This window comes from Azospirillum sp. B506, assembly GCF_000333595.1.
In the GTDB taxonomy this organism is placed as follows: domain Bacteria; phylum Pseudomonadota; class Alphaproteobacteria; order Azospirillales; family Azospirillaceae; genus Azospirillum.
This window is the reverse complement of the sequence record NZ_BADK01000662.1, coordinates 1-5776: the sequence shown is the minus strand read 5'-3', so window position 1 is coordinate 5776 and position 5776 is coordinate 1. Positions and strand designations below refer to the sequence as shown.

At 66.0% G+C, this 5776-nt stretch carries 7 protein-coding genes; 3 read left to right on the top strand and 4 right to left on the bottom strand.

The genetic code is table 11. From position 1 onward, the window contains the following. On the top strand, window positions 1-975 hold a 975-nt coding region (locus tag I71_RS19640; protein WP_042696785.1), incomplete at its 5' end, for an FGGY-family carbohydrate kinase. 3 nt (window positions 976-978) lie between these two features. On the opposite strand, the gene I71_RS19635 is transcribed toward I71_RS19640, so the two are convergent. From I71_RS19635 to I71_RS19625, 4 genes are all read right to left on the bottom strand, one after another. After that, a complete protein-coding gene (locus I71_RS19635) occupies window positions 979-1962 on the bottom strand; it encodes a LysR family transcriptional regulator (protein ID WP_042696782.1) in 984 nt (327 codons plus the stop codon). Window positions 1963-2103: 141 nt separating this feature from the next. Continuing rightward, on the bottom strand, window positions 2104-2814 hold the full coding sequence (locus I71_RS19630; protein ID WP_042696780.1) for a hypothetical protein: 711 nt from the start codon (window positions 2812-2814) through the stop codon (window positions 2104-2106). Between the two features lie 162 nt (window positions 2815-2976). After that, complete coding sequence (locus I71_RS39910) at window positions 2977-3150, bottom strand: hypothetical protein (RefSeq protein WP_244433933.1); 174 nt, start codon at window positions 3148-3150, stop codon at window positions 2977-2979. Next, complete coding sequence (locus I71_RS19625; protein ID WP_244433932.1) at window positions 3147-4301, bottom strand: solute carrier family 23 protein; 1155 nt, start codon at window positions 4299-4301, stop codon at window positions 3147-3149. Before I71_RS19625 ends, I71_RS39910 begins: the two co-directional genes overlap by 4 nt. A gap of 471 nt (window positions 4302-4772) precedes the next feature. Between I71_RS19625 and I71_RS41055 the strand changes: the two genes are divergently transcribed. Then, window positions 4773-5096: a transposase gene (locus I71_RS41055; protein WP_375731210.1), complete on the top strand. Its 324-nt coding sequence runs from the start codon at window positions 4773-4775 to the stop codon at window positions 5094-5096. 431 nt (window positions 5097-5527) lie between these two features. Then, a complete protein-coding gene (locus I71_RS37575) occupies window positions 5528-5770 on the top strand; it encodes a hypothetical protein (protein WP_148294293.1) in 243 nt (80 codons plus the stop codon). Window positions 5771-5776: the final 6 nt, after the last annotated feature.

Genomic DNA, 5776 nt, shown 5'->3' with positions numbered 1-5776 from the left:
GCGAGTCGGCGCGCGATCGCCGGCGGGCTGACCGCAGAGGCGGCGCGCGAGCTTGGCCTGACGCCGGGCATCGCGGTCGGCACCTCGATGATCGACGCCCATGCCGGCGGGATCGGGGTGATCGGGGTGCCGCTGGAGGCAGCGGGCACCGTCGATTTCGATCGGCGGCTGGCGCTGATCGGCGGTACGTCGAGCTGCCATATGGTGATGAGCCCCGGTGCCGCGCGCTTCATCCCCGGCGTCTGGGGACCCTATCATTCGGCCATGCTGCCGGGCCTGTGGCTGAACGAGGGCGGGCAGTCGGCGACCGGCGCGCTGATCGACCATGTGGTGCAGGGCCATCCCCGCCATGCCGAGCTTGCCATCGAGGCCCGGCGGCACGGCACCACCCTCTACCAGCTGCTGAACGAGGAACTGGCGCGTCTGGCGCAGCGCAGCGGCGGGCCAATGGCGCTGCTGACCCGCGACCTGCATGTGCTGCCCGACTTCCACGGCAACCGCTCGCCGCGGGCCGACGCCAGCCTGCGCGGCGCCATAAGCGGCCTGCGCCTGTCGGACGGGCTGGAGGATCTGGCGCTGCTCTATCTGGCGACGGTGCAGGCGGTGGCCTATGGCACCCGGCACATCGTCGCGGCGATGAACGGGCGGGGCTATGCCATCGACACCATCCTCGCCTGCGGCGGCGGCACCAAGAACCCGGTGTTCCTTGAGGCCCATGCCGACGCCACCGGCTGCAGCCTGGTCCTGCCGGAGGAGCCGGAAGCCGTGCTGCTGGGTGCGGCCGTGCTGGGTGCGGTGGCGGGCGGCGCCTTCCCCGACATCGCCGCCGGCATGGCCGGGATGAGCCGCGCCGGCCGCAGCATCACACCGGCCGAGGGGCCGATGCGGGCCTATCACGACGCCAAATACGCCGTGTTCCTGCGGATGCACGAGGATCAGATGGCCTACCGGACACTCATGGAGACGGCCCGCTAGACCTCACATCACGCATTCGCACTCCCCCTCCCGCTCCATCGGCGTCTGCCGCTGCTCGCACAGGTCGCCCGGCAGATCCTCGCCCTGGAGCAGCGGGCAGCGCTCGAACAGCTCGGCCAGCCAATCGACGAAGACCCGCACCTTCGGCGACAAATGGCGGTTGTGCGGGTAGACGGCGGAGATCGGCATCCGCGGCGGCCGCCAGTCGGTCAGAACCTCGCGCAGGGCGCCGCTGCGCAGGTGCGGCAGCACCATGAAGCGGGCCGGTTGCAGGATGCCCTGCCCTTCCAGCCCGCAGGTGACATAGGCGTCGGCGTCGTTGACGGAGATGACGCCCTTCATGGCGATCTCCACCACCTCGTCGCCGCGGCGGAAGCTGAGCTCCAGATTGCGCCCGGTGCGGTTGCTGAAATAATTCACCGCGCTGTGGCGCTCCAGATCCTCGATGGTCTTCGGCACGCCATGTTCGGCGAGATAGGCCGGGCTGGCGCAGGTGACCTGCTGGATGGCGCCGATCCGCCGGGCCAGCAGGCTGGAATCAGCCAGCTCGCCGATGCGGACGACGCAGTCCACCCCCTCCTGCACCAGATCGATGGGCCGGTCGCCCAGCCCCAGCATCAGCTCGATGTCGGGGTATCTGGCATGGAATTCGTGGATCGAGGGAATGATGACCAGCCGGCCGATGGAACCCGGCATGTCCACCCGCAACCGGCCGCGCGGCGTCTTGCGGGCGCTGGTGAAGGTGGATTCGATCTCGTCGATTTCCGACAGGATGCGGCTGGCGCCTTCCAGATAGGCGGCGCCGTCCAGCGTCAGGTTGAGCTTGCGCGTGGTGCGCTGGAGCAGGCGCACGCCCAGCGCCGCCTCTAGATTCTGGATGGTCGTCGTCACCGAGGCGCGCGGCAGTCCCAGCGTTTCAGCCGCCTTCGAGAAGCTGTTCGCCTCGACCACCCGGATGAAGACGCGCATCGCATGCAGCTTGTCCATACGGACCCCGTCCTTTCAATCGCGGCTCCCGGGAGGAGTGTCCGCCGAAGACTGGCGAATAGCAATCGGGCGGGCGCGGTTCAAGAGGGGTGACGGGTGTGCGGTGGAACGGCGTGGAACGCGGTCCGGCGGATGTTCCATCTAGCGGCGCCCGGAGAAGACGCCGCCGGCGCGGCGCGGCACCGGGCCGGGGTTGAGGTTGGGATACTCCTCATACTGGTTGAGGGTCCAGGGGAAGACACCCCTCGGCCCCTCCGCCTCCGGCTGGGCCAGGACGGCGGCGACCATCGCCGGATCGGGCGGGCAGCGTTCGCGCAGAGCGCCGGGGATGTCGTCGTCGTCCAGTTCGGGGACGGTGACGGCGGGCGGGTCGTCCGGTTTCGGGGCCGGTTTCGGGGCCGGCTTGGCGGCGGCTGGCCGATCGGGCTTGGACTCCTCCCGCTTGGCCGCGGGCACATCGAGTCCGGCGAACAGGCCGAGCCGCTCGGCCAGCCAGCGCACAGTGGCGGGATCGCCGGAGGTGACCAGCCGCTCGATCTGCTCGGCCACCAGGATGCGCAGCGAGGACAGGCGCAGTTCCGCCTCGCGGTTCAGCGCCTGCCGTTCCCACCACACCCTGTGACGGAAATCCTTCGATCCGTAATAGGCCCGCCACAGCGTGGTGCGGCTGCAGCCCATGGCGCGCGAGACCTGAAGAAAGCTGTTGCCCCGCGCCAGCATGCCAGCGGCCATGATCCATTGTTCCTCATGGAACTGCGATCCGGGGACCAGCGAGCCTTCCGACGGCGTCGGCGGTTCCTCCGCCCAGCGGGGGAAATTGTCGCCGACAAGACTGCGGGGATCGAGAGGCATGGCAAGGCTCCGCAAGATGAGGGAATATGTGCGGAGAGGGTATGGGACTTTAGTCCTTAAGCGGAGAGTTTTTGCGAAAAGCCGGAGGCCGCTGCCGGGGGACGGCTGCGCCGCCACCGTCACCGGCACTGCCGGGAAGGCGGCGGCGCGGGATGTCCGCCGTCAGTGAAGCGTCGGGTCCGAGGGCTGAGCGGCCGTGCGGGAAACCTCCCGCGGGCGGCCGATGCCGAGCAGCTGGTAGAGGCCGAGCGCCGCGATGGTGGCGGTGCCGATGCCGCCGATGGAGAAGCCGCCGGCGGTGACGGTGAAGTTGCCGGCGCCGAGCACCAGCGTCACGCCGACGGTGATGAGGTTGCGCGGATCGAAAAATTGACGCGGTTGTCGACCCACAGCCGCACCATCGCCGCGGCGATCAGGCCGAAAGACGACGGTGGCCAGCCCGCCCAGCACCGGGCCGGGATCGTCCGCAGCAGGGCGCCGAACTTCGGCGAGAAGCCCAGCAGGATGGCGGCGATGGCAGCGACGACGAAGATCAGGGTGGAGAAGACGCGGGTGACCGCCATCACGCCCATGTTCTCGACATAGGTGGTGACGCCGGTGCCGCCGCCGCTGCCCGAAATGATGGTGGCGATGCCGTCGCCGATGAAGCCGCGGCCGATGAAGCGGTCGAGGTTGCGCCCGGTCATCGCGCCGATGGCCTTGATGTGGCCGAGATTCTCGGCGACGAGGATGAAGGCGATGGGGGCGACCAGCGCCATCGCGCCGGCATCGAAGGTCGGCTTGCGGAAGGCCGGCATGCCGAACCAGGGGGCGGCGTCCAGCTCGGCGAAGCTGACCGGCGGCAGCAGGCCCATGCCGTTGGCGAGCACGAGATAGAAGACATAGCCGGCGGCGATGCCGACGAGGATCGACAGCCGGCGGATGGCGAGCGGGGCATAGACCGCGATGAGGGCTGTGGCGATCAGCGTGAACAGGGCGACGAGGATGTGCGGCCCCGTCCCCTCGATGCCCTTGATGGCGACCGGCGACAGGTTGAGGCCGATGGCCGCGCCGACGGCGCCGGTGACCGCCGGCGGCATCAGCCGTTCGATCCAGCTGGTGCTGGTGTGGCTGACCAGCAGGCCGATCAGGACATAGACGACGCCGGCCGCGATGATGCCGCCGAGCGCCGGCCCGATGTTCGGGTTCGGCCCCTGGCCGCTGTAGCCGGTGACGGCGATGACCACGGCGATGAAGGAGAAGGAGGAACCGAGATAGCTCGGCACCCGCCCGGCGGTGAGGACGAGGAACAGCAGGGTGCCGATGCCGGAGAACAGCACCGCGAGGTTCGGATCGAACCCCATCAGCAGCGGCCCGAGGATGGTCGAGCCGGACATGGCGACGAGATGCTGGACGCCGAGCGTCAGGGTCGAACCCCAGGGAAGCCGCTCGTCCGGCTGGACGACGGGGCCGGTCGCGAGCGGCCAGCGCGGGAAGAAATCTGCCATAGAGGGTTTGTCCGAAGAGGGGTGGAACGGCAATGGAGCCGGTGGGGGAAATGTCGCCCGCTTTTTGGCGCCCGCGGAGGCATTGCGCCACATTTTTGTGCGGAATTGGCGTGGGAGCGGCAAAGATGCTCAGGCTGTTGGGGATGCAGCGGCTAGAGCAGGGTTCGCGAGCCTAAGAAGTGGTTTCCAGAACCCTCATTCGATGCCCCCTCTGGAAACCTGCTGATCTGCTGTTGGTTTCCTGTGCCTTTGGTACAGAGAGGCGGGTATGGAACCGACAGTTGCGGACTTGGTGACGGGGATCATCGACCGGATCGAGGATCGGCCTGTCGCGCCCTGGCGTCCGCCGACGTCCACCGCAGAGGTCGTTGCAACACTTCGCTTCTTCCTGCGTGAAAGTGTCAAATTGCGCGAGCTACGGGCTGCGGACGGACGTGTGTCGGGCTCAGCCCTGCGCCGCCGTCTGGGAGGGTGGCACAGGACCGCGTTGCTTCGGCGGGTTCATGCTATCCTTGTCCGTATGGCGCGCTCCGGTCCCGACGCCACCGCTTGGGACGTCGTGGTCGACAGTTGCTCGGTGCGGGCCAAGCATGGGGCAAGTTGACCGGCCCAAACCCCACCGATCGCAGCCAACCCGGCACCAAGTATCACGTAGTCGTCTCGACTGATAGCCTGCCGCTGGCGGTCATGCCGTCTGCCGCCGATGTCCATGACACCATGCTCTTCCCGGACTTGCTGCGCTTGGCCCAGGTCGTCTGCGCTGCCATCTGCGAGCTCTACGCCGACGCAGGCTAGACAGTGTCGATAACCGTTGGCTCTGATTACGTGACGGGGTTTAACCGCACATCCGCGAGATCGGCGAGCCGCACGGCTCCGGGCTCGAAACAGTCCGATGCGTTGTCGAGCACGGCTGCGCTTGGCTGTTCGCAAACAAACACCTGGATCGACGACAGGATAGGTTCGGGCGGATCGTCCTCTCCTTGCTTACTGTCGCTGCCATCTTCATCATCGCTAACCGCATCAATACATACTGAAAACCGCCCCTAAACTGTGTCCGCTGCGTTGCCAAATCCTGCGACAGATAGCCGAGGAAGGAGCGCTGGGGGCGCAACGACCATGAAATGCGACGTTTTGGTCGCCGAATCGAGCAGTTGAACGGTTTAGTATATTAAATTAAGATACTGAGCATGAAGTTCAGTATATCAGATTGAGAATGGAGTGATTTGATGATCGCGACCGTTCGTTGCATTATGGTTATAATTTTCACTACCGTGTTAAATGCGTGCGTTGAGAGTAAAGATGGCTCTAGCCTCTTTGACAAATCAGATCCAATAGCAGTTTCTGAATTGGTCGGAACTTATTATGAAATAGATATAGAACAAGGGAAAAGAAAAGAATCCACTCATGAATTTAGAGAGATAAGCAATGGCAATTTGATTTCATATATTGGCGGAGGCGTGCAGAGATAGTCCGAG

Coding starts and splice junctions, on each gene's coding strand:
- I71_RS19635 (WP_042696782.1), bottom strand. CDS start 1,962: ATGGACAAGCTGCATGCGATGCGCGTCTTCATCCGGGTGGTCGAGGCG.
- I71_RS19630 (WP_042696780.1), bottom strand. CDS start 2,814: ATGCCTCTCGATCCCCGCAGTCTTGTCGGCGACAATTTCCCCCGCTGG.
- I71_RS19625 (WP_244433932.1), bottom strand. CDS start 4,301: ATGGCAGATTTCTTCCCGCGCTGGCCGCTCGCGACCGGCCCCGTCGTC.
- I71_RS37575 (WP_148294293.1), top strand. CDS start 5,528: ATGATCGCGACCGTTCGTTGCATTATGGTTATAATTTTCACTACCGTG.